This is a genomic window from Halopseudomonas pertucinogena (assembly GCF_014646575.1).
GTDB lineage: Bacteria > Pseudomonadota > Gammaproteobacteria > Pseudomonadales > Pseudomonadaceae > Halopseudomonas > Halopseudomonas pertucinogena.
Window position 1 is genome coordinate 1 of the sequence record NZ_BMNN01000004.1, and the last position, 21303, is coordinate 21303.

The window sequence follows — 21303 nt, forward strand, 5'->3', positions numbered from 1 at the left end:
CTACAGGGTTGAAACACCTTGTCAACGCCTTCCTCACATCCCTTTCACTGCCTGGCGATCCTGCTGCTGACCTGCCCCGGCGGTGAGCGGCGCATTATAGAGAGCGCAGCGGGTACGTCAAGCTTCTTTCGATTCATTTTGCCGGAAGGCTTTGCACCCTTCCGGCAAGCACTCAGAAGCAGTCTTCTACCGACTTCAGCGGGTAGTGAGCAGGATACGGCAACCGAGCCACGCCGCTGTCGATGGCAGCCTGAGCTACCGCCGCCGGCACCTTCTCGATCAGACGCACATCCATTGGCTTGGGAATGATGTAGTCACGACCGAACTCCAGCGAAAGACCGCCGTAGGCCTGCATTACGTATTCCGGCACCGGCTCCTTGGCCAGCTCGCGGATGGCATGCACGGCCGCGATCTTCATTTCCTCATTGATGCGGGTTGCCCGGACATCCAGCGCGCCACGGAAGATGAACGGAAAACCCAGCACGTTGTTGACCTGGTTCGGATAGTCCGAACGGCCGGTGGCCATGATCACGTCGGGGCGCGAGGCATGGGCCAGCTCGGGGCTGATTTCCGGATCCGGGTTGGAACAGGCGAACACCACCGGGTTTTCCGCCATCAGCTTCAGCTCGGCCGGCTGCAGCAGGTTCGGACCCGACAGACCGACGAACACATCCGCTCCCTTCATGGCATCGGACAGGGTGCGCTTGTCTGTTTCGGTAGCAAAGATGGCCTTGTACTCGTTCAGGTCATCTCGACCGGCGTGGATGACACCCTTGCGGTCAACCATGGAAATGTTCTCGATCGCCGCCCCGAGACTGACCAGCAGCTTCATGCAGGCAACGGCAGCCGCACCGGCGCCCAGACATACGATCCTGGCATCTTCCAGCTTCTTGTCCGCCAGCTCCAGGGCGTTGATCATCGCGGCCGCGGTGACAATGGCAGTGCCGTGCTGATCGTCGTGGAACACCGGAATGTCGCACTGCTCGATCAGCGCACGCTCGATCTCGAAGCACTCGGGCGCCTTGATATCCTCGAGGTTGATGCCGCCGAAGGTGCAGGAAATGCGCTTGACGGTATCAATGAAGGCCTGCGGGCTCTCCGCCTCGACTTCGATATCGAACACGTCGACACCGGCGAAGCGCTTGAATAGCACGCCCTTTCCTTCCATGACCGGCTTGGACGCCAGCGGCCCCAGGTTACCCAGCCCCAGAATGGCGGTACCGTCCGAAATCACGGCGACCAGGTTGCCCTTGCCGGTGTACTTGAAGGCGTTGTCTGCATCCTTGGCGATCTCACGCACTGGCTCTGCCACACCCGGGCTGTAAGCCAGCGCCAGATCTCGCGCAGTGGCAGTGGGCTTGGTCAGCTCCACGCTCAGCTTCCCCGGACGGGGACGAGCGTGGTATTCGAGTGCATCAGTTCTCAGGTCAGACATGATTACGATTCCGGTCAGATTCTTATGGTGTTGCGAACCCCCGAGAATACAGAAAAGCCCTACCCCTCACAAGCTGGCGCTATGCGCTTGCATGGCGCTCCGGTCGCGCGGCGGAAGCCGTCAGTTCCGGGGCATCAGACGCAGGTCGTCAACCGGCAGCATGTAGCGCTTGTGCCCGCGGCGAACAGGACCACGATCCACCACCCAACCGCGCACTTCGACTTCATGCCCGAGCCATGCGACATCATCTCCGGGCTTGATCAGTCCGATGGGAAGGCGCAACGCCAGCGGGCCATCAAGGTCAACCCAGATATGGCTGCCAGTGCGACCCAGCCTGGCCACCCGACCACGCAGGATCCGAAAGCCGCCAGCGTCAAGCTGTGCCGCCGCCGTGACCGGGTTCCGTGTCCAGATCCCGCGCTGCGCCAGCCGGGCTTGGCGCTCGTGGCGCAGATGACAGTCGAGCAGCCGCAGGTTGGGTGCGATACCCACAGCGAAGCCGAGCCCCTGCTGCAACAGTACAGCCTCCAGATTCGCACCCCGCGCGTCGAAGAGGTGGCCGAGGGTGCGCCCGTACTTGTCTGTACGCTCCTCGCCGACCAGAAGTCGCAGCCCGCCCTTACCCGCCAGACGCATCAGCTCGCGACGGGCAGCCCGGGAGAAAGGTTCCGACGCGCTGCCCCGACGCCCGATCTCCGGTGCATTGACACCGATCAGCCGCACCCGTCGACCATCCACCAGATCAAGCGTATCGCCATCGATCACCTGCTTGCTGCTGATCTGCTCGCCGACGCCTGGCATGGCGCAATGGCCGGCCAGCGCCGGCGCGGCCATCAGCCAGAAAACAAAAAAGGCGCTCCAGAGGAGCGCCTTCTTCGAACCGGGCAAAGCCATCGAGGGCTGCCTGATCGTTACTTCTTGGTGCTGACGGCACCGAAACGCTGATTGAAGCGCTCGATACGTCCGCCGGTGTCCAGAACCTTCTGCTTACCGGTGTAGAAAGGGTGGCAGGCGGAGCAGACGTCCAGGTAAATGTTCTTGCCCAGAGTGGAGCGGGTCTTGATCACGTTGCCGCAACCACAGGTGGCTTCGATCTCTTCATATGCAGGATGCAAATCAGCTTTCATGGTGATTCCTCGGTTTTGTGTGCCGCCACCGGACCAACCTGATCAGGCACCGCACTGTGTGATTCTGCCCGACACCGAAAAAATCGAATGGACGGGAAAACAGGCCGGCGATGATAACAGAATTCCGCCGCCGCGCAAGTGTCACCGGAGCTCGCGTGCAACTGCCTATCCCGGTCGGCCGATGCTACCATCAGCAGCCTGACAGAAAAGGACATCCACCCCGTGCCAGTACCGATCATCCAGGTCGCCCTTCCCTCCCCCCTGCGGCGGTTATTCGATTACCGGGCGCCGGCGGGTGCGGGCGCGCAGATGCTGCAGGTCGGTCTGCGGGTAAGGGTGCCTTTCGGCAACCGCCAGCTGGTAGGAATGATCGCCGCCATCGCCGATCATTCTGACGTACCTGCCGGCAAGCTCAGGCAGGCCAGCGAGCTCCTTGACCAAACCCCACTGCTGCCCGACAGCCTGTGGCAGTTATGCCGCTGGACTGCCAGCTACTACCAGCACGGCCTGGGCGATACCCTGAGCAGCGCGTTGCCGGTGCTGTTGCGCCAGGGCGAGCCGGCCATGGCCCGCCAGCAGATGCTCTGGCAACTGATGCCCGGCGCCTACCCGGCGCACCCGGCCGTCAGCCGCGCGCCCAAGCAGAAGCAGGCGCTGCAGACTCTCGCCATGCACCCCCATGGCCTGTCCCATGCACTGATCAGCCAGTGGGGACTGACGCGTGATGTGCTGGAGGCCCTCGAGCGGAAGGGACTGGTGCGAAGGATCAGTCAGTCACCACACCATGTACATGAGCCACGCCCCCTGCACAGGGAGCCGGCGCTGCAGGCCAACCCCGAGCAGCAGGCTGCGCTTGATCGGATAACAGCTGCCGAGGGTTTCAATTGCTGGCTGCTGGAAGGGGTGACCGGCAGCGGCAAGACCGAGGTCTATCTGCAGGCGATCGCCCATTGTCTGGAGCGCCAGCGCCAGGCGCTGGTGCTTATCCCCGAGATCGGCCTGACGCCGCAGACCATGGAGCGCTTCCGCCGGCGGTTCAATGTGCCGGTGGTGATTCTGCATTCGGGACTCAACGACCGGGAACGGCTGGACGCCTGGATTGCCGCGCGGGATGGTGAAGCGGCCATCGTTGTCGGTACCCGTTCGGCAATCTTCACCCCGCTGGCTCGCCCGGGGCTGATCATCGTCGATGAAGAACATGATCTGTCCTATAAACAGCAGGAAGGTCTGCGATACAACGCGCGGGACCTGGCGGTATACCGCGCCAGCCTGGAACAGACCGGCGTCATTCTCGGCTCGGCCACGCCGTCATTCGAAAGCCTCTACAATGTCCAGCGCAACCGTTACCAGCTGCTGCGCCTGACCCAGCGGGCCGGCAATGCACGCCCTCCCCGCTTCCAGGCGCTGGATATCCGCAGCCGCCCCCTTGAAGGCGGCATGTCCCGGCCGCTGATCAAGCTGATGGGTGACCATCTTCAGCAAGGCAACCAGGTGCTGGTGTTCATCAACCGCCGCGGCTTCGCTCCGACGCTGATGTGCCATGACTGCGGCTGGATGGCCGAATGCCGCCGCTGCGATGCACGTATGACGCTGCACCAGTCGCCACCCCAGCTGAACTGCCACCACTGCGGCAGCCAGCGACCGGTCGAGCGTTGCTGCCCCAAGTGCCAGAGCGAGGAGCTGCGCCCCATTGGCGCCGGTACCGAGCGCACCGAGGAGCAGCTGATCGCCAGCTTCCCGGACTTTCCGGTACTGCGTATCGACCGTGACACCATGGGCCGCAAGCGGGCCATGCAGGACATGCTCGAACGCATCCACAGCGGTGAACCCTGTCTGTTGGTGGGTACCCAGATGCTCGCCAAGGGGCATCACTTTCCCGACGTCACCCTGGTGGCCATCCTGGACGCCGACGGCGGCCTGTTCTCCGCCGACTTCCGCGGCCCCGAGCGCATGGCCCAGCAGGTGATCCAGGTAGCCGGACGGGCCGGGCGGGCCGACAAGCCCGGCCAGGTCATCATCCAGACCCACATGGCCGAGCACCCGCTCCTGCTGGACCTGGTCGAGCATGACTACAGCCGCTTCGCCTCCCGCGAGCTGGCAGCCCGCCAGGCGGCCGGCCTGCCCCCCTATAGTTTCATGGCGCTGCTGAGGGCGGAAGCGAACGCCGTGACGCAGACCGACGAGTTCCTCGACAATGCCTGCGACATTGCCGAACAGCTGCTTGCTACTCATCGGATATCCGGCGTCGAGCTGCTCGGGCCGGTTCCCTCACCCATGGAGCGCCGGGCCGGGCGCTACCGCGCGCAGCTGCTGGTGCTGGGCCGGCAGCGCTCGTCGCTGCATCAGCTGTTGCATCTGCTGTTGGTCGCTCTGGAACAGCAGCCCCAGGCCCGTCGGGTGCGCTGGTCGATCGATGTCGACCCCATGGATATGTTCTGAACGGTCGCCGGAGGATTTGGCAAGGCCGCGGTTAAACCGGATAATGTGTGGTTTTCCCCGGGCCCTTGTCGGAATCCAGAGCATTTATGAAGAACCTCATCAGCCAGCTGCTCGCCAGCGCCATCAGCACCCTGCAGACCGAGGGCGTGCTGCCCGCCGATATCAGCCCCAACATTCAGGTGGAGACGGCCCGCGACAAGAGCCATGGCGACTTCGCCAGCAACCTCGCGATGATGCTGGCCAAGCCCGCAGGCATGAAGCCCCGTGACCTTGCCGAGAAGATCGTCGCTGCCCTGCCAGCCAACGAGGCAGTGGCCCAGATCTCCATTGCCGGGCCCGGCTTCATCAACTTTTTCCAGGATCGCGCCTGGCTGGCCGGCCAGCTGCAGCAGGCGCTGGACGATCCGCGCCTGAACGTGGCGCGCGCCGATCCAGCCCAGCGCGTGGTGGTGGACTATTCCTCGCCCAATCTGGCCAAGGAGATGCACGTCGGCCACCTGCGTTCCTCCATCATCGGCGATGCGGTGGCGAGAGTGCTGGAATTCCTCGGCCATACCGTGATCCGTCAGAACCACGTCGGCGACTGGGGCACACAGTTCGGCATGCTGCTGGCCTATCTGGAAGAGAACCCGGCCACCGCCGAAGCAGAGCTGGGCGATCTGGAGAACTTCTACCGTCAGGCCAAGAAGCGCTTCGATGAAAGCGAGGCCTTCGCCGACCGCGCCCGCGAGCGTGTGGTGCAGCTGCAGGCCGGCGACCCTGACTGTCTGGCGCTGTGGAACCGTTTCAACAGCATTTCCCTGGGCCACTGTCAGGCCGTGTATGACCGCCTCGGTGTCAGTCTCACGCCGGCCGACGTACGCGGTGAAAGCGCCTATAACGATCAGCTCGCTGACGTGGTCGACAGCCTGCAGCAGGCCGGGCTGCTGACCGAGAGCGAGGGCGCCCGCTGCGTGTTTCTTGACGAATTCCGCACCAGCGAAGACAAGCCGCTCCCGGTCATCGTGCAGAAGGCCGGCGGTGGCTACCTCTATGCCACCACGGATCTGGCCGCCATGCGCTATCGGCACCGGGAGCTGAATGCCGACCGCGTGCTGTACTTTGTCGACCAGCGCCAGGCACTGCACTTCCAGCAGGTATTCGCCGTGGCACGCAAGGCCGGGTTCGTGCCGGCCGATATGCAACTGGAGCACATGGGATTCGGCACCATGAACGGTGCCGACGGCAAGCCCTTCAAGACCCGGGACGGCGGCACGGTCAAGCTCATCGACCTGCTGGACGAAGCGGAGCAGCGCGCCCTGCAGCTGGTACAGGAGAAAAACCCGCAGCTGGATGCCGAGGAGTTGCAGCAGATCGCCCGTGCCGTGGGTATCGGCGCGGTGAAATACGCCGACCTGTCGAAGCACCGCAGCAGCGATTACAACTTCAACTTCGACCAGATGCTCAGTTTCGAGGGCAATACCGCCCCCTATCTGATGTATGCCTACACCCGGGTCGCCAGCGTGTTCCGCAGGATCGACCGCGACATGCAGCAACTGGATGACCTGGCCCCACTGGCGCTGAAAGAGGAGGCGGAAATCGACCTGGCTGCCCACCTGAACCAGTTCGGCAGTCTGCTCCAGTACGTTGCCCGGGAAGGCACGCCGCACACTCTCTGCCATTATCTCTACGATCTGGCCGGCCGCTTCTCCAGCTTCTATGAGAACTGCCCCATTCTCACCGCCGGGCAGCCACAGGATCGCGACAGTCGGCTGCGCCTGGCCGCACTGACTGGACGTACCCTGGCCCAGGGCCTTAACCTGCTGGGTATCAATACTCTGGAGCGCATGTAATACCGATGGCCAAAGCACGCAAGGCAGCCTCCCGCCGCGGCGCCAGCCGCGCCAGACCGAAGACCGGCCCCCGTGTTCCCGTTTGGCTGATCGCCATCTGTGGCGTGATAGTCGGGCTGTTCATTGCCTTCCTGTTCACGCTGGAGCCGGGGCGGGAAAGCGTCAAACGGGGCAGCACGCCGCCACCGCAGCCGGCCCTGCGTCCGGCGGAACAGCCGAAGCGCCAGAGCCCCAGCTACGACTTCTATACCCTGCTGCCGGAATCCGAAGTGGTAGTGCCTGCGCCACGCCCGGCGCCCGCACCGCCCCCCCGCTCCGGCCCCGAAGCCGGAAAAGGCGGCCTCGACCACCCAGTACTTCCTGCAGGCCGGCTCGTTCCGCCAGCGCGCTGAAGCCGACCGGGTGCGCGCGCAGATCATCCTCATGGGTCTGGATGCCCGCCTGGAGGACGCCAGGCTGGCCAATGGTGAGGTCTGGCATCGGGTCCAGGTCGGCCCCTTCGCTGATGAGACCCGCGTCAGCCAGGCGGAGCGGACGTTGAGCGGCAACGGCTTCAGCAACCTGCTGCGCCAGCAGCGTACCGTTCGCTGAAACAGCAACGGCTGACCCGCATCCGCTGGTCAGCTCCCTGCCCCGCCAGCCCCCGGCGGCTTGAATTCTCCCGCCGGCATCCCCAGATACCTGTTCATGACAGCGCGCACGCCGTGCTGCACACCATTTGAACAGTCAACAGGAGCTGCGCGTGACTACGATCGTTTCAGTACGCCGCCACGGCAAGGTGGTCATCGGTGGAGATGGCCAGGTATCGCTTGGCAACACCGTGATGAAGGGCAACGCGCGCAAGGTGCGCCGCCTCTACCATGATCAGGTGATTGCCGGGTTTGCCGGCGGCACCGCCGACGCCTTCACGCTGTTCGAGCACTTCGAAGGTCATCTCGAGAAACACCAGGGTCATCTGGTGCGCGCCGCGGTGGAGATGGCGAAGGAGTGGCGCACCGACCGCACCCTGCGCCGGCTGGAAGCCCTGCTGGCAGTGGCCAACAAGGATGCCTCGCTGATCATCACCGGCAACGGCGATGTGCTTGAACCTGAAGAAGGCCTGATCGCCATCGGCTCCGGCGGCCCCTATGCCCAATCCGCCGCCCGCGCACTGCTGCGCCACACCGATCTGTCCGCCCGGGAAATTGTCGAATCCAGCCTGGGCATCGCCGGCGAAATCTGCATCTACACCAACCAGAATCAAACCATCGAGGAGCTGGACGCCAATACCTGAGGCGGCCAGGAGTAACTACATGTCCATGACACCCCGTGAAATCGTCCATGAACTGGACCGCCACATCATCGGCCAGCAGGATGCCAAGCGCGCCGTCGCCATTGCCCTGCGCAACCGCTGGCGGCGTATGCAGCTTCCCGAGCGGCTGCGCCAGGAAGTGACGCCCAAGAATATTCTGATGATCGGGCCGACCGGCGTCGGCAAGACCGAAATCGCCCGTCGTCTGGCACGCCTGGCCCAGGCCCCCTTCATCAAGGTCGAGGCGACCAAGTTCACCGAAGTCGGCTACGTCGGGCGCGACGTGGAATCGATCATCCGCGACCTGGTCGACGCCTCGCTGAAGATGTTGCGCCAGCAGGAGATCGCCAAGGTCGGCCACCGCGCCGAGGACGCCGCTGAGGAGCGCATTCTCGATGCTCTGCTGCCTCCGCCACGCCAGGGCACCGGTGACGAGCCGGCCCGCGAGGACTCCAGCACCCGCCAGCTGTTCCGCAAGCGCCTGCGCGAAGGTCAGCTGGACGACAAGGAAATCGACATCGAGGTGGCCGACGCCCCGGTGGGGGTGGAAATCATGGCGCCGCCGGGGATGGAGGAAATGACCAGCCAGCTGCAGAACATGTTTTCCGGGCTGGGCAAGGGCAAACGCAAGACCCGCAAGCTCAAGGTCAGCGAAGCCTTCAAGCTGATCCGCGACGAGGAAGCTGCACGGCTGGTCAACGAAGAAGACCTCAAGGCCCGCGCCATCGAAGTGGCCGAGCAGAACGGCATCGTCTTCCTTGACGAGATCGACAAGGTCAGCAAGCGCGCCAACAGCGGTGGTGGTGGCGCCGATGTGTCCCGCGAGGGGGTTCAGCGCGACCTGCTGCCGCTGATCGAAGGTTGCACGGTGAATACCAAGTTCGGCATGGTCAAGACCGATCACATCCTGTTCATCGCCTCCGGCGCCTTTCATCTGACCAAGCCATCGGACCTCATCCCCGAGCTGCAGGGACGTCTGCCGATCCGTGTCGAACTGCAGTCGCTCTCGCCGGAGGACTTCAAGCGTATCCTGACCGAGCCCGACGCCTCGCTCACCGAGCAGTACCGGGCACTGCTGAAGACCGAAGGGCTGGAGATCGAATTTGCCGAGGATGCCATCGCCCGGCTGGCGGAAATTGCCTGGCAGGTCAACGAGAAGACCGAGAACATCGGTGCCCGTCGCCTGCACACGGTGCTGGAGCGCCTGCTTGAGGAACTGTCGTTCAGCGCCGGTGATCTGGCGGCCCGCCAGGCGGGTGAGAAGCTGGTAATCGACGCAGCCTATGTCAACGAGCATCTGGGTGAGCTTGCGGTCAACGAAGACCTGTCACGCTACATCCTCTGAGACCCATGGACGTGCCGACATGAGCCATCCCATCCCTACCGGGGTAAAGCTGCACAAGGCATCGCGCACCCTGGAGCTGACCTACGCCGACGGCCGGAGCTTCGTCCTGCCGGCGGAGTTCCTGCGTGTGCATTCACCCTCCGCCGAAGTGCAGGGACATGGTAAACCGGTGCTGCAGACCGGCAAGCAGAACGTGGCCCTGATCGGCGTCGAGGCGGCGGGCAACTATGCGCTGAAGCTGACCTTCGATGACGGTCATGACAGCGGGTTGTACAGCTGGGAGTACCTGCATGAGCTGGGCAGCGACCAGGAGCGCCTGTGGCAGGAGTATCTGGACCGGCTGCATGCAGCCGGTGCCAGTCGCGACCCGGATGTCTCGGTCGTGAGGGTGATGCTCTGAGCTGACACCCGGGCGTCAGCGCTTACAGCTCCGGCGGTGTACCCGGTGCGGCGTCGGTCGCCGGCGCGGGAGAGGTCTTGCCCCGGGTGGCGGCCTTGGGAGCAGTGGTACGGCGCCGGGGAGCTGCTTTGGCGGCAGCGGTGGCCGTGCCTGCGGAGTCTGCCGCAGCGGGCTTGCGTGCGGCTGCCGGCTTGCGCGCAGTCGAGGGCCTGGTCGCCGGCGGGGTGGCCAATTTCTCCACCATGCGGGCCAGCTCGTCGACCCGCGTGCCCAGCGCCTCGAGATCGGCCTGGCTGGCAAGTCCCATGCGCTCGGCAGCCTCCTGCAGGCGCCTGTCGACATGCTCCTCCCAATCACCGAGCTTGTCGGCGAGCTTTCTGCGGGCCTTCTCGACCTTGGCTCTGGCCCCCTCCAGCGAGACCTTGCTGGCGAGCTTCTCCGCCTCCTCGCCTTCGCGAATCAGCGCCTCGAACAGCTTGCCGCCTTCCTTGCCAAGCCTGGTATACGCCCCCAGTCCCGCCAGCCAGATCTGCCGTGCGTAGTCTTCCAGCTCGTCCCGATTGCTGTCCTTTGCCTTCCTCTTCTTGTCCGCCATCGCAGCACCCACCCCTTCGATTGTGAGAACTGCAGATTAGCAGACCCGCACGGCCCTGCCTTGCGCTGGATCAAACGAGATAGCGATTGAGCGCCTTCTCGATCTCGCCCTTGACCATGCCGGCCATCGGCGTAAGCATCATGCCGAGCTTGACCGCCACCCGAACACTGTCCGCACCCACCAGAATGCTGCCATCCACACCGCTGCGCTGGAAGGTCAGCTCATCCTCGTTCCAGGTGCACTCGGCGCCCAGCTTGGCGGCCAGCTTGTCGGCCATCTGTTGTGCACGCTCCTTTGCCACTTCCTTGCCCAGCGAGTGTTCACGGGTGATTTCGACTGTTGCCACGGCTATTCCCTTGAGTATGGTTGTTGAAAAACGCCTAGCATGCCGGATGTCGCGCCGACATGCGACAGCCTGTCCTATCATTCAGCAGGCGGCGATCCCTCCGCAGCCGCAAAATAGGGGTAGAATGGCCATTCAATTTGCCAAGGCAGATGCTTCCATGACAGACAGATCCAGCTCAGACCGCACCACTCATTTCGGCTTCCAGACAGTCAGCGAGGCGGAAAAGGCCGGGAGGGTTGCCGAAGTCTTCCACTCCGTCGCATCCAAGTATGACCTGATGAACGACCTGATGTCCGGTGGCATTCACCGGCTGTGGAAGCGCTTCACCATCGAGCTGTCCGGGGTGCGCCCCGGCAATCGGGTACTGGATATCGCCGGCGGCACCGGTGACCTGACCCGCAAGTTTTCCCGTCTGGTGGGTCCCACCGGCGAAGTGGTACTGGCCGACATCAACGCGTCCATGCTCAAGGTTGGTCGTGATCGGTTGCTGGACAAGGGCGTGGCGGGCAATGTGCGGTTCGTCCAGGCCGATGCCGAGAAATTGCCTTTCCCGGACAACCATTTCGACTGCATCACCATCGCATTCGGCCTGCGCAACGTGACCCACAAGGAAGAAGCCATCACTTCCATGCTGCGGGTGCTCAAACCGGGCGGCCGCCTGCTGGTGCTGGAGTTTTCCAAGCCGGGCAACGAACTGTTGTCCAAGGCCTATGACCAGTATTCCTTCACCATGCTGCCGCTGATGGGCCGGATGATTACCGGCGATGCTGAAAGCTACCGCTATCTGGCCGAATCCATCCGCATGCACCCGGATCAGGAAACCCTCAAGGGAATGATGGAAGAGGCCGGCTTCGCCCGGGTGACCTATCACAACATGACCGGGGGCATTGTGGCCCTGCACCGAGGTATCAAGCCCTGATGTCCAGCCGTCTGCTGCTGGCCGGGGTCGAGCGCAGTCTGGCGCTGGCCATCAATCAGGACCCGCTCACCAGGCAACGGCTGGCCACGCTGGCGGGGCGGGTGATCCTGCTGCGCTCCCGGGAGCCGGCCATGTCCGTCTATCTGCTGCCGGACAGCGAAGGCCTGCGTCTTGCGAGTCATCACGAAGAGGACCCGGATTGCACCTTGAGCGCACCCGCCAGCCTGCTCGCCCGTCTGGCGCTGAGCAGTGACCGTCAGCAGCTGCTGCAGCTGCCGGAGGTGGAGCTCAGCGGCGACACCCAACTGCTGGTGCAGCTGCAGAACATTTTTGCCGACCTGCAGCTTGACGGCGAAGCGGCCCTGGCCCGCTGGCTGGGTCCGGTGGCGGCACATGCCCTCGGCCGCCTCGCCCGCCGCGGACGCGGCTGGGCCGCTGGCAGTCGGGATAATCTGCAGCAGGCGGTGAGTGAATATCTCACCGAGGAGGGGCAGCAGCTGGCCGGCCGGGCCGAGGCCGATACCAGTGCTGCCCGGATTCACGAGCTGCGCCTGCAGCTCGATCGCCTGGAAGCCCGCGTGCAGCGCCTGCTGCAGAACGATACCGAGTCCGATACATGAACCTGACCGCTTTTCTGCGTCTGTTCCGCATTCTGCTGGTATTCACCCGCTACCGCCTGGACCAGATCCTCGCTCCCCTGCCGCTGCCCTGGTACGTGCGGCTGCTGCTGATCGGCCCATGGAAGCTCTACCCGGCGCCCCGGGGACTGACGCGCGGCGCCCGGCTGCGGCTGGCGTTCGAGAATCTGGGCCCGGTATTCATCAAGTTCGGTCAGATCCTTTCCACCCGGCGCGACCTGCTGCCTGATGACATTGCCACCGAGCTGGCCTTCCTGCAGGACAAGGTTCCACCGTTCCCGCCCGAACTGGCGCGCAGGCGGATCGAGGAGCAGCTGGGCGTCTCCATAGAACACGCCTTCGCCGAGTTTTCCCAGACACCTCTGGCGTCGGCCTCGGTAGCACAGGTGCATGCCGCCCGCCTGCACGATGGCAGTGAAGTGGTGGTGAAGGTGGTGCGCCCGGGCATCGAAGACGTCATCCATCAGGATATCCAGTGGCTGTACCTGGCCGCCCGCACGCTGGAGCGGGTATCCCGGGAAGGCCGCCGGCTGCGCCCGGTGGAAGTGGTGCGCGATTACGAACAGACGATCTTCGACGAACTGGACCTCTATCGCGAGGCCGCCAACGCCTCCCTGCTGCGGCGCAACTTCCAGGACTCACAGGTGCTGTACGTTCCGAAGATCTACTGGGACTGGTGCCGGCACAAGGTACTGGTCATGGAGAGAATCGTCGGCATTCCGGTGACCGATATCGATGCGCTGAAGGCACAGGGCACCGACATGAAGAAGCTGGCCGAGCGTGGCGTGGAGGTCTTTTTCTCCCAGGTGTTTCGCGACAGTTTCTTTCATGCCGACATGCACCCGGGCAACATCTTCGTTTCCCATGAACATCCGGAGCAGCCGAAGTACATTGCCATCGATTTCGGTATCGTCGGCAGCCTCACTCCGGAAGACCAGACGTATCTGGCGCGCAACCTGATGGCGTTCTTCAAGCGGGATTACCGCCGGGTCGCGCAACTGCACATCGACTCCGGCTGGGTACCGCCGGAGACCCGGGTCAACGAATTCGAGGCAGCCATCCGCAGCGTCTGCGAGCCCATTTTCGAACGCCCGCTCAAGGACATCTCCTTCGGTCAGTTGCTGTTGCGCCTGTTCCAGACCGCCCGTCGGTTCAATATGGAAGTACAGCCCCAGCTGGTCCTGTTGCAGAAGACTCTGCTGAACATCGAGGGGCTGGGCCGTCAGCTCTACCCCGAGCTGGACCTGTGGCGCACCGGCAAGCCGTATCTGGAACGCTGGATGCGTGAGCGGGCCAGCCCGCGGCAACAGTTCGAGAAGTTGCGCCAGCAGATGGAACGCATCCCACCGCTGTTGCATACCACCCACCGTGCACTGGACAATATCGCCCAGTGGGAGCACCATCCCCGTGCGCGCCGCAATGATGCACGCGCCCTGCGGTTGCTGGGCGCCGCGCTGGTCGCGCTGGGTGCCAGCAGCCTGGGCGCGGACCCGACCACCTGGGCCCAGACCCAGCCGCTGTACTGGCTTTCCCTTGTGGCCGGTGCCTGGCTGGTGCTGCGCCGCTGACCTGATAGCGCCCGACCTGATATCATGACCGACAACAAAACCGATACCACCTGGCTGGACTGCATCAAATGGGATGCGGACGGTCTGGTGCCCGCCATTGCCCAGGATCATGCCACCGGCCGCGTACTGATGGTCGCCTGGATGAACCGTGAAGCACTGCAACTGACAGCCCGTGAAGGCCGCGCCATCTACTGGTCACGATCCCGTGCCAGACTGTGGCGCAAGGGCGAGGAATCCGGTCACGTGCAGATACTGCATGAGCTGCGACTGGACTGCGACAATGATGTGATCGTCATGCAGGTCGAGCAGCGCGGCGGCATCGCCTGCCACACCGGGCGGCAGAGCTGCTTCTACAAGGTTTACAGCAATGGACAATGGCAGGATACCGATCCTGTCATCAGGAACCCGGAAGATATCTATGCGCACAAGCACGACTGACACGCTCCAGCGCCTCGCCGAGGTCCTGGAGCAACGCAAGCAGGCCGGGGCAGACACGTCCTATGTCGCCAGCCTGCATGCCAAGGGACTGAACAAGATCCTCGAGAAAGTAGGCGAGGAATGCACGGAAACCCTGCTCGCAGCCAAGGATTGTGAGCGCAGCGGGGACAAGAGCGAGCTGATCTATGAGACCGCTGATCTGTGGTTCCATAGTCTGGTCATGCTCAGCCATCTGGGCCTTGGTCCGGACGATGTATTGAATGAACTGGAACGGCGTTTTGACTTGTCCGGCCTGGCCGAGAAAGCAGCGCGAGACACTAGATAGGGCGACGCCCTGGAGGTTGAGATGGGATTTGGTGGAATCAGTATCTGGCAACTGGCGATCATCCTGCTGATCGTGATCCTGCTGTTCGGAACCAAGCGGCTCAAGGGCATCGGCACCGATGTCGGCGAGGCCATCAAGGGCTTCCGCAAATCCATGCACGAGGATGACAAGCCCTCGGTGGAAGAGCAGAAGGGCGAGACCCTGGACGTGAAAGCCGAGAAGAAAGCGGAATCCACTTCGCACAAGGACTGATCGTCCATGTTTGATATCGGTTTTCTCGAGATGGTGGTGATGGCCGTGGTCGCCCTGCTGGTGCTCGGCCCGGAGAAACTGCCCGGCGCGGTGCGCATGGCCGGTCTCTATATGGGGCGTATCAAGCGCAGCCTGGCCGAGGTCCGCAGTCAGGTCGAGCGCGAGATAGGCGCCGACGAACTGCGCCAGACCCTTCATAACGAAAAGATCATGGCGGACCTGGCGAAGAAGCCCGGTACCTCTAACGTCAAACGGCGCAATCAGGATGCCGACGAAGAAGAGCCCGCTGCGGGGACGTCGCCGGCTGCGCCCGCTGCCGCCCCGGAAACGGGCAGCAGCGAAGCCGGCTCTCCGCCCCCATCCAACGATGACCAGACACCGCGCCCATGAGTGACAAGCTGCCCCCCGAGAATAACCAGGGCCATATGCCCCTGGTCGCGCACCTGACCGAACTGCGCTCCCGTCTACTGCGTATCGTGCTCATCTGGCTTGTGATCTTTCTCGGTCTGTTCTACTTCGCCAACGATCTGTACACCTTCATTTCAGAGCCGCTGCGCGCATACCTGCCTGAAGGCGCCAGCATGATTGCGACGGACGTCGCCTCGCCGTTCCTGACGCCCTTCAAGCTGGCGCTGATCAGCGCGCTGTTCCTGGCCATGCCCTTTATCCTGCATCAGTTCTGGGGGTTCATCGCTCCGGGCCTGTACAAGCACGAGAAGCGCATCGCCCTGCCGCTGCTGGCGTCGAGCATCATCCTGTTCTATGCCGGCATGGCCTTTGCCTACTTTGTGGTCTTTCCATTGATCTTCGGCTTCTTCACCAGCGTGGCGCCGGAAGGCGTCGCAGTGATGACCGATATAAGCGCCTACCTCGATTTCGTCATGACTCTGTTCCTCGCCTTCGGCCTGTCATTCGAGATCCCGGTGGCCACGGTGCTGCTGGTGCTGGCCGGCGTGGTGGATGTAGCGAAGCTCAAGGAAATCCGACCCTATGTGATCATTGGCTGTTTCGCCATCGGCATGCTGCTGACGCCGCCGGATGTCATTTCCCAGACCCTGCTGGCGGTACCGATGTGGCTGCTGTATGAGGTCGGTATCCTGTTCGGCGGCATGCTCAAACCGGTCAAGCGGGAAGAGCAGTCCGAAGAGGACAGCCCTTCCGCATGAACCTGCTGTTGCTCGAGGAGCAGGATTTCATTGCTCCCGAACGAGTTCGTCTGAGCGGGCGGCGGTTGCAGCACATGCTGCAGGTGCATCAGGTGCAGCTAGGCACCAGCCTGCGGGTCGGACAGGTCGACGGCCTGATGGGTGAGGGTCGGGTGCTGGAGCTGTCCGATACCAAGGCCGAGCTGGAGGTCTGTCTGAGCGAGCCACCCCCATCCAAACTCCCGCTCACCCTGCTGCTGGCCATGCCCCGCCCGAAGATGTTCCGCCGCATTCTCCAGCATTGCGCCTCCCTCGGCGTAGCCGACATCGTGCTGCTCAACAGCTACCGTGTGGAGAAAAGCTTCTGGCAAACGCCTTTTCTGCAGCCCGAGGTGATCCGCGAGAACCTGCTGCTGGGGCTGGAACAGGCCCGGGACACGGTACTGCCGCAGGTGCGCATCGAGAAACGCTTCAAGCCCTTTGTCGAGGATCGTCTGCCCGCGCTGCTGGGTGACAGCCTTGGGCTGGTCGCTCACCCCGGTAACTACCCAGCCTGCCCTCGTGCCGTCGAGCGACCCGTCACTCTGGCCATCGGTCCCGAAGGCGGCTGGATCCCCTACGAGGTCGACAAGCTGAAGGATGCGGGATTGCAGCCGGTGCAGTTGGGCGAACGAATCCTGCGGGTGGAAACAGCGGTCACTGCACTGATCGCCCGCCTGAGCTGAGCGTCAACCCTGCGCTGCCGGGATCGACAGCGGCGAAAGCTCATCGGCCTTCCAGCCACTCCCCACCTGCACCTCGATATCCCGCGCGGTCACCGGCTCGCCACATTCCGAGCAGACGGTTACCGGCCGAATCAGTTGCCCGCAGGCCTTGTGCCGGTGCTGCACCGGCGCGCCCCGTTCATCAGCCATATGCCGATCACCCCAGCTGACCAGCGCCATGATCGCCGGGTGCAGGTCGAGTCCGCTCTCGGTCAGCCGGTATTCCTCGCGCAGCGGGCGCTGCTGGTACGGCACCCGGCTCAGCACGCCGTGCTCCACCAGTTTCTTCAACCGGTCCGCCAATACATGACGGGTGATGCCAAGTCGCCTCTCAAACTGTTCGAAGCGCCGGATGCCCAGAAAACAGTCCCTCAGGATCATCAGCGTCCAGCGGTCGCCCAGCACCGCCAGGGTACGCGCCAGCGAGCATGGCTGCTGGCCCAGTTCTTCCCATCTCATGGTCATTCTCCTTCGGTTTAGTGGCAGAGCTTAGCTTGACAAGTTCCTTTAAGGAACCCACGATACCCTCAGTTCCGAAAAAGAACCTATAACAGGAGCCCACAATGTCCGTTACCCCCGTAGCCGTCATCATTGGCGCCGGTGACGCCACAGGCGGTGCCATCGCCAGACGTTTCGCCCGTGAAGGTTTCACCCTTTGCGTCACCCGACGCCAGGCCGACAAGCTTCAGGAGCTGGTTTCCCGTATCGAGCTGGAAGGTGGCAGGGCGCATGCCTTCGGCTGTGACGCCCGGGTCGAGAGCGAGATGGTGCAGCTGTTTGCCGATATCGAGCGGGACATCGGTTCGATCGAGGTGGTGGTATTCAATATCGGCGCCAACGTGCGCTTTTCCATTACCGAAACCACCGAGCGGGTCTATCGCAAGGTATGGGAAATGGCTGCGCTGTCGGGATTCCTGACCGGGCGCGAAGCGGCCAGGGTCATGTTGCCCCGGGGCCGTGGCACCATCATCTTCACCGGTGCCACCGCCTCGCTGCGCGGCGGCAGTGGTTTCTGCGCCTTTGCCGGCGCCAAGTTCGCCCTTCGCGCGCTGGCCCAGAGCATGGCCCGGGAGCTGGGACCCAAGGGTATCCATGTGGCTCACCCGATCATCGACGGTGCCATCGACACCGCCTTCATCCGCGACAATTTCCCGGAACGCTACGCGCTCAAGGAACAGGACGGAATACTCAACCCCGAGCATATCGCCGAGCAGTACTGGCAGATTCATTGCCAGCCACGGGACGCCTGGACGCACGAACTGGACCTGCGGCCATGGATGGAAACCTTCTGAGCCTGACCGACGGAGCAGCAACAATGAGCAAGCAGGTGGAGTTCTATTTTGATGTAGGCAGCCCGGCGAGTTATCTGGCCTGGACGCAGATCCGCTCACTGGCCGAGCGCCACGGCGCGGAGGTCATTTTCCAGCCGATGTTGCTGGGCGGAGTATTCAAGGCCACCGGCAACAGCTCACCGGCCACGGTCCCGGCCAAGGGCGCGTATACCCGGGTGGACTTCCAGCGCTTTGCCCGGCGTTACGGGGTGCCCTTCGCCCATAACCCTCACTTTCCGGTCAACACCATGCAGCTGATGCGTGGAGCGGTGGCCTACCTGGGAACGGAGCGCTTTCCGACTTACCTGGAGGTGGTGTTCCAGGCGATGTGGGTGGATGGCAAGGACCTGGGCAATCCGGAGGTGGTGGGGCAGGTACTTGCTGCCAGCGAGTTTGATCCCGGCGAGGTGATGCAGAAGGTCAATGAACCGGAGGTGAAGGACCGGCTGCGGCAGATCACCGAAGGGGCCATCGGGCGCGGCGTGTTCGGTGCGCCGACGTTCTTTGTGAATGGGGAGATGTTTTTCGGCCAGGATCGGCTGGATTTCGTTGAGGAAGCGCTGGCGGCGGGTTGAAGCGGGCGTCCGGACCGGGGGACGTCGGGTTCCATCTCGACGATGCGAGCGTGCGGCGACCTCCGCTGGCCGAGGTGGAACTCGGCCTTCCAGAACCCGGGGACGTCGGGTTCCAGCTCGACGAGCGAGCGTGCGGCAGCCGCCGCTGGCCGACGTGGAACTCGGCCTTCCAGAACCCGGGAACGTCGAGTTCCATCTCGACGAGCGAGCGTGCGGCGACCTCCGCTGGCCGAGGTGGAACTCGGCCTTCCAGAACCCGGGAGCGTCGAGTTCCATCTCGATGATGCGAGCATGCGGCAGCCTCTGCTGGCCGAGGTGGAGCTCGGCCTTCCAAAACCCGGGGAGCGTCGAGTTCCATCTCGATGATGCGAGCGTGCGGCAGCCGCCGCTGGCCGACGTGGAACTCGGCCTTCCAGAACAAGGCCCTCCGGGGCTCAGGTTTCCAGCAGAATGGTCACGGGACCGTCGTTGACCAGGTGCACCTGCATATCGGCGCCGAACTGGCCGGTTTCCACCCGCGGCCAGGCGGCGCGCGCCTGCGCCAGCAGGTAGTCGAACAGTTCCTGAGCCTGTTGCGGCGGGGCGGCGGTGGAGAATCCGGGGCGCAGGCCCTTGCGGGTATCGGCGGCGAGGGTGAATTGGGAGACCAGCAGCAGCCCGCCCTGCACGTCCTGCACCGAGCAGTTCATCCGTCCTTCGGCATCGGCAAACACCCGATAGTTGAGCAGCTTGTGCAGCAGCCTGTCGGCGCTGGCCTTGTCATCCTGCGGCTCGACGCCGACCAGCACCAGCAGGCCCCGGTCAATGGCACCCACGATCTCTCCTGCAACCTCCACTCGGGCCTGGCTGACCCGTTGCAATAATCCCTTCACCTACTCTGCCTCCGGCGCCAGTTTCAGCAATCGCTGCGCCATGCTCTGGGTGGCGCGGACCAGCGCATCGGCTATCCCCGGCTCTCCCGCCGAGTGGCCGGCGTCGCGGATGATCTGCAGCTCGCTGCCCGGCCAGCGCTGGTGCAGCGCCAGGGCATTGTCCAGCGGGCAGATCATGTCGTATCGCCCATGCACGATGATCCCCGGTATATGCTGGATGCGGGGCATGTCCCGCAGTAGCTGGTCCGGCTCGAGGAAGGACTGGTTGACGAAGTAATGGCACTCGATGCGAGCCATGGCCAGCGCCCGGCGGGAATCCGTGAAGCGCTCCACCACCTGGGCGCTGGGCCTCAGGGTGGCGCAGCGGCCCTCCCAGGCGGACCAGGCTCGTGCTGCATGCATCTGGCATATCTCGTCATCGCCGGTCAGGCGCCGGTAGTAGGCCGCCACCATATCCCCGCGCTCTTCCTCGGGGATCAGCGCTTCATATTCTTCCCAGTAATCGGGAAAGACGCGGCTGGCACCCTCCTGGTAGAACCAGTGGATGTCCCGGTCACGACAGAGAAAGATGCCCCGCAGGACCATGCCCAGCACCCGCTCGGGATGGGCCTGGGCATAGGCCAGCGCCAGGGTCGAGCCCCATGACCCACCGAACAGCACCCATTTGTCGATGTTCAGATGCACCCGCAACGCCTCGAGATCTGCAATCAGATGCGCAGTGGTGTTGTTCTCCAGACTGGCATGGGGCGTGGAGCGGCCGGCGCCTCGCTGATCGTAGGTGATGATGCGGTACACCGATGGATCGAAGAACCGCCGGCTCAGCTCATCGCAGCCGCCACCCGGCCCACCGTGAATGAATACCACCGGCAGGCCATCGTCCTGGCCGCTTTCGTCCACGTACAGCACGTGGGGTGCCTCTACCGCCAGGTCATGACGGGCATATGGCTTGATCGCCGGATACAGCAATTGCATGGTTCGACTCCCGCTCAGCGGCCGGGCTGCCTGCAGCGGCCGCACAAATGGAACCGGCGCCATGGCGCCGGTTGTTTGCTACTGCTCAGCCGCCGAAGGGCCGCACGCCGATCAACGGCCCGTGCAGCACCATGGCGAACACGCCGAAGGCGACTATCCCGAGCACGATGGCAATCAGATCACGGCTCACACCTTTTGCCGGATAGGTGATGCCAGCCAGACGATCACGCCGGCGCAGCACGATGAACAGTGCCACGGCCCAGGCGAGGAAGCCGCCAAACAGCAGCAGATCAGCCAGCGTGCCGTTGGCGATCAGGTGCGCCAGCGCCCAGAACTTCACACCCAGCAGCATCGGATGACCGACCCGCGCACGGATATGGGTACCGGGCACGTAGGCCGCGACAATCAGGATGAAGGCGGGAATGGTCAGCAAGGCTGCCAGATGGCGCGTCCAGACCGGCGAAACCCACAACCACTCGGGGCTGAGCCGCGCCTGGCCGTAGCCCCAGACGATCAGCACCAGACCGATAAGTGATACCAGAGAATAGATGGCCTTCCATGGCGTGAGCCCCATGCGCTGCACCTGATGTTCACGCCAGTCGGCAGCGAACAGCCGCGTTGAATGTATCCCGAGAAAAATCAGTAACCCCAGTATCAGCGCCAGCATGTATATCTCCTCATCCATTTTTTGGCT

25 protein-coding genes and 1 pseudogene are annotated in these 21303 nt (G+C 63.5%); 17 read left to right on the forward strand and 9 right to left on the reverse strand.

All coding sequences use genetic code 11. The features are described 5' to 3' along the window. Positions 1 to 172: 172 nt before the first annotated feature. The 3 genes from IEW63_RS09455 to rpmE form a co-directional block, all read right to left on the reverse strand. Entirely contained in the window at positions 173 to 1435 is a 1263-nt protein-coding gene (locus IEW63_RS09455) for a malic enzyme-like NAD(P)-binding protein (RefSeq protein WP_188636384.1), read from the reverse strand. Between the two features lie 120 nt (positions 1436 to 1555). After that, on the reverse strand, positions 1556 to 2329 hold the full coding sequence (locus tag IEW63_RS09460; protein WP_188636385.1) for a thermonuclease family protein: 774 nt from the start codon (positions 2327 to 2329) through the stop codon (positions 1556 to 1558). Between the two features lie 17 nt (positions 2330 to 2346). Beyond that, positions 2347 to 2562: a 50S ribosomal protein L31 gene (gene rpmE, locus IEW63_RS09465; protein ID WP_188636386.1), complete on the reverse strand. Its 216-nt coding sequence runs from the start codon at positions 2560 to 2562 to the stop codon at positions 2347 to 2349. Between the two features lie 222 nt (positions 2563 to 2784). On the opposite strand from rpmE, the gene IEW63_RS09470 reads away from it, so the two are divergent. The 6 genes and pseudogenes from IEW63_RS09470 (at position 2785) to IEW63_RS09495 (ending at position 9869) form a co-directional block, all read left to right on the forward strand. Then, positions 2785 to 5001, forward strand: a complete 2217-nt coding sequence (locus IEW63_RS09470) for a primosomal protein N' (RefSeq protein ID WP_188636387.1) — start codon at positions 2785 to 2787, stop codon at positions 4999 to 5001. 86 nt (positions 5002 to 5087) lie between these two features. After that, complete coding sequence (argS, locus tag IEW63_RS09475; RefSeq protein ID WP_188636388.1) at positions 5088 to 6833, forward strand: arginine--tRNA ligase; 1746 nt, start codon at positions 5088 to 5090, stop codon at positions 6831 to 6833. Between the two features lie 5 nt (positions 6834 to 6838). Beyond that, positions 6839 to 7424 (forward strand): annotated as a pseudogene (locus IEW63_RS09480) (SPOR domain-containing protein). A gap of 151 nt (positions 7425 to 7575) precedes the next feature. Then, a complete protein-coding gene (gene hslV / locus IEW63_RS09485) occupies positions 7576 to 8106 on the forward strand; it encodes an ATP-dependent protease subunit HslV (protein ID WP_188636389.1) in 531 nt (176 codons plus the stop codon). 19 nt (positions 8107 to 8125) lie between these two features. Continuing rightward, a complete protein-coding gene (gene hslU / locus IEW63_RS09490; protein ID WP_188636390.1) occupies positions 8126 to 9469 on the forward strand; it encodes an ATP-dependent protease ATPase subunit HslU in 1344 nt (447 codons plus the stop codon). A gap of 19 nt (positions 9470 to 9488) precedes the next feature. Then, positions 9489 to 9869: a gamma-butyrobetaine hydroxylase family protein gene (locus IEW63_RS09495; protein ID WP_188636391.1), complete on the forward strand. Its 381-nt coding sequence runs from the start codon at positions 9489 to 9491 to the stop codon at positions 9867 to 9869. A 22-nt stretch (positions 9870 to 9891) separates the two neighbouring features. Here IEW63_RS09495 and IEW63_RS09500 read toward each other — a convergent pair whose 3' ends face one another. After that, positions 9892 to 10464, reverse strand: a complete 573-nt coding sequence (locus tag IEW63_RS09500) for a phasin family protein (RefSeq protein WP_188636392.1) — start codon at positions 10462 to 10464, stop codon at positions 9892 to 9894. Positions 10465 to 10534: 70 nt separating this feature from the next. Continuing rightward, positions 10535 to 10810: a polyhydroxyalkanoic acid system family protein gene (locus tag IEW63_RS09505; protein ID WP_188636393.1), complete on the reverse strand. Its 276-nt coding sequence runs from the start codon at positions 10808 to 10810 to the stop codon at positions 10535 to 10537. Positions 10811 to 10967: 157 nt separating this feature from the next. Here IEW63_RS09505 and ubiE point away from each other — a divergent pair, with 157 nt between their 5' ends. From ubiE to IEW63_RS09550, 9 genes are read left to right on the forward strand one after another with little or no spacing between them, the layout of a single operon-like run. Further along, on the forward strand, positions 10968 to 11729 hold the full coding sequence (gene ubiE / locus IEW63_RS09510) for a bifunctional demethylmenaquinone methyltransferase/2-methoxy-6-polyprenyl-1,4-benzoquinol methylase UbiE (protein ID WP_188636394.1): 762 nt from the start codon (positions 10968 to 10970) through the stop codon (positions 11727 to 11729). Next, positions 11729 to 12349, forward strand: coding sequence for a ubiquinone biosynthesis accessory factor UbiJ (locus IEW63_RS09515; protein WP_188636395.1), 621 nt, complete (start codon positions 11729 to 11731; stop codon positions 12347 to 12349). Before ubiE ends, IEW63_RS09515 begins: the two co-directional genes overlap by 1 nt. After that, positions 12346 to 13935 (forward strand): ubiquinone biosynthesis regulatory protein kinase UbiB, encoded by a 1590-nt coding sequence (ubiB, locus tag IEW63_RS09520; protein WP_188636396.1) that lies wholly within the window; start codon positions 12346 to 12348, stop codon positions 13933 to 13935. The genes IEW63_RS09515 and ubiB overlap by 4 nt, the downstream gene beginning before the upstream one ends. Before the next feature lie 24 nt (positions 13936 to 13959). Further along, positions 13960 to 14373, forward strand: a complete 414-nt coding sequence (hisI, locus tag IEW63_RS09525; protein ID WP_188636397.1) for a phosphoribosyl-AMP cyclohydrolase — start codon at positions 13960 to 13962, stop codon at positions 14371 to 14373. After that, positions 14354 to 14698, forward strand: coding sequence for a phosphoribosyl-ATP diphosphatase (locus IEW63_RS09530; RefSeq protein WP_188636398.1), 345 nt, complete (start codon positions 14354 to 14356; stop codon positions 14696 to 14698). The genes hisI and IEW63_RS09530 overlap by 20 nt, the downstream gene beginning before the upstream one ends. Positions 14699 to 14719: 21 nt before the next feature. Next, positions 14720 to 14950, forward strand: coding sequence for a twin-arginine translocase TatA/TatE family subunit (gene tatA, locus IEW63_RS09535; RefSeq protein ID WP_188636399.1), 231 nt, complete (start codon positions 14720 to 14722; stop codon positions 14948 to 14950). Between the two features lie 6 nt (positions 14951 to 14956). Next, positions 14957 to 15340 (forward strand): Sec-independent protein translocase protein TatB, encoded by a 384-nt coding sequence (tatB, locus tag IEW63_RS09540; protein ID WP_188636400.1) that lies wholly within the window; start codon positions 14957 to 14959, stop codon positions 15338 to 15340. Next, positions 15337 to 16116 (forward strand): twin-arginine translocase subunit TatC, encoded by a 780-nt coding sequence (gene tatC, locus IEW63_RS09545; RefSeq protein WP_188636401.1) that lies wholly within the window; start codon positions 15337 to 15339, stop codon positions 16114 to 16116. The genes tatB and tatC overlap by 4 nt, the downstream gene beginning before the upstream one ends. After that, the gene (locus IEW63_RS09550; protein ID WP_188636402.1) at positions 16113 to 16820 is read left to right on the forward strand and encodes a 16S rRNA (uracil(1498)-N(3))-methyltransferase; all 708 of its coding nucleotides are present in this window, start codon (positions 16113 to 16115) and stop codon (positions 16818 to 16820) included. The genes tatC and IEW63_RS09550 overlap by 4 nt, the downstream gene beginning before the upstream one ends. A 3-nt stretch (positions 16821 to 16823) precedes the next feature. Here IEW63_RS09550 and IEW63_RS09555 read toward each other — a convergent pair whose 3' ends face one another. Next, positions 16824 to 17318 (reverse strand): winged helix-turn-helix transcriptional regulator, encoded by a 495-nt coding sequence (locus IEW63_RS09555; protein WP_188636403.1) that lies wholly within the window; start codon positions 17316 to 17318, stop codon positions 16824 to 16826. A 104-nt stretch (positions 17319 to 17422) separates the two neighbouring features. Between IEW63_RS09555 and IEW63_RS09560 the strand changes: the two genes are divergently transcribed. Continuing rightward, entirely contained in the window at positions 17423 to 18151 is a 729-nt protein-coding gene (locus IEW63_RS09560; protein WP_188636404.1) for an SDR family oxidoreductase, read from the forward strand. 23 nt (positions 18152 to 18174) lie between these two features. Further along, positions 18175 to 18765 (forward strand): 2-hydroxychromene-2-carboxylate isomerase, encoded by a 591-nt coding sequence (locus IEW63_RS09565; RefSeq protein WP_188636405.1) that lies wholly within the window; start codon positions 18175 to 18177, stop codon positions 18763 to 18765. A gap of 434 nt (positions 18766 to 19199) precedes the next feature. Here the strand turns inward: IEW63_RS09565 and dtd are convergent, their stop codons facing one another. The 3 genes from dtd to IEW63_RS09580 all read right to left on the reverse strand — a co-directional run bounded on the left by dtd (position 19200) and on the right by IEW63_RS09580 (position 21276). Beyond that, complete coding sequence (gene dtd, locus IEW63_RS09570; RefSeq protein WP_188636406.1) at positions 19200 to 19637, reverse strand: D-aminoacyl-tRNA deacylase; 438 nt, start codon at positions 19635 to 19637, stop codon at positions 19200 to 19202. Next, a complete protein-coding gene (pip, locus tag IEW63_RS09575; protein ID WP_188636407.1) occupies positions 19638 to 20609 on the reverse strand; it encodes a prolyl aminopeptidase in 972 nt (323 codons plus the stop codon). Between the two features lie 85 nt (positions 20610 to 20694). Beyond that, the gene (locus tag IEW63_RS09580; RefSeq protein ID WP_188636408.1) at positions 20695 to 21276 is read right to left on the reverse strand and encodes an NnrU family protein; all 582 of its coding nucleotides are present in this window, start codon (positions 21274 to 21276) and stop codon (positions 20695 to 20697) included. Positions 21277 to 21303: the final 27 nt, after the last annotated feature.